This is a genomic window from Vibrio sp. L85 (assembly GCF_963871815.1).
Lineage (GTDB): Bacteria > Pseudomonadota > Gammaproteobacteria > Enterobacterales > Vibrionaceae > Vibrio > Vibrio harveyi.
Genome location: NZ_CAWMYL010000187.1, coordinates 1 through 1,505, shown reverse-complemented (window position 1 = coordinate 1,505; position 1,505 = coordinate 1). Strand labels below are relative to the sequence as shown.

Annotated in this window: 1 pseudogene; it reads right to left on the bottom strand. The window is 43.2% G+C overall.

From position 1 onward, the window contains the following. Window positions 1-1,505 (bottom strand): annotated as a pseudogene (locus AACR11_RS19665) (phospholipase effector Tle1 domain-containing protein); the annotation flags it as partial.

The window sequence follows — 1,505 nt, the reverse complement described above, 5'->3', positions numbered from 1 at the left end:
AGTGACGAGCTAAAGCCGCGCCGCGGCTAAAACCGAAAACATCAAACTCAATGTGCGTTATGCCACCAAAACTCCCTTCACTGGACAAAGAGTCGACAATATCAAAATACTGCTGTATCCAGTTTTGCCACTTATAAAATGCCCCAGTATCGTCAGCGACAAGGTTATAAGCGGTGTCAATGAACGTCGATGTTTTCTCTAAATTATTGGGGCTGACACCAAACGCTTGCGCTAAATCGACTTCATCTTTCCCTTCGTCTATCAAGGTTGGATTTTGCCACGCTCCATCCACAGTCCCGACCCCAGCAACATAAATTTTATTGGTCTCATCATCTAATGGATAAATTTCAAATAGCCGTGCCACATTAGTGCGTGATTTCACCCCACGTGTTTCTTTGTAGAGATCATTCAGATGGTTTTGCCCTGTACCATCAAAGAACACCCCAATCCGAAGTATTTTTTCTTCGACTTTTTTTGCATTGAGGACTGGTGTTGTCTGAGAAATACCTTGAAGCTCAAAGATGTGTTTCATTGACGGAGAAAGCAGTGGCTGATTGTACTTCCCCCATGTATTACCTAATACATAGCTCTCGCCAACTTTTATATCCGTTAACGGTGAATGAGATTCTTTGGTTTCTTGAGTATCATCGACAATATCCGATTTTTCAATAATAAGAACATCGCCAGCTTTTAAAGCCATCGGATCTTGTTCGAATGTTGGATTTAATTTGAGGAGTTCTTTCGGGCTAAGGTCGTAATACGCTGCAATGTCGCTCCAACTTTCATGCTGTCCATTATCCTTCATATTCACTTTATGCGTTTGAATTTCTTTGGCAGCGGTATCGTTGATGTCAGAAGGCGCTTCCCTTGGCAGAAGAGGCTGTTGTAAAGAAGAAACAAGGAATGCAGGGTCAATCAGTGTCGCATTTTCGTCGAGCCAAGCCATACTCACTTCGCTCAATTGCTCGTTGGTCAACTTACCACGGGAATAAAGTATGTGTTGTGTCTCTGGTTCTTTTCCTTCAATTTTCACAGGAACCAGTAGAGAACTAAAAACCTGATCGCTTACAGGGGTGCTAGATATACCATCAGACGACGAAGATTGAGTAATACGCCATCCCCACTTTCCGTCACCTAGTATATCGAGTTCATACAACAACTTACCTTCGTAGAAGTAGTAATAGAAGCCATGCAAAGCCCAACCTAATTTAGACTCGCTCTCTAAGGATGGCAACAAGGGAATAAACTCAGCATTAAAGTACCCTGAGCCGATAGGTCTTGGCATAACGTCAAAGGATGTGCTGATGCCAAAGTTCTGATGAAACTCATGAGTCAGCTTTTTTGACTCTTCGACATGACACTCTCCTGTGAGCACGGTATACCTTGCCGAGTCTAACGCCTCTTCAGAGCGCCAGCGTTTAACGCTCTCCTCATAATCTGACTTACTAAGAGAGAAGACACCTAATTTCAGGCTAGACAGATCGGACTTTGGTGCATAGATCTTA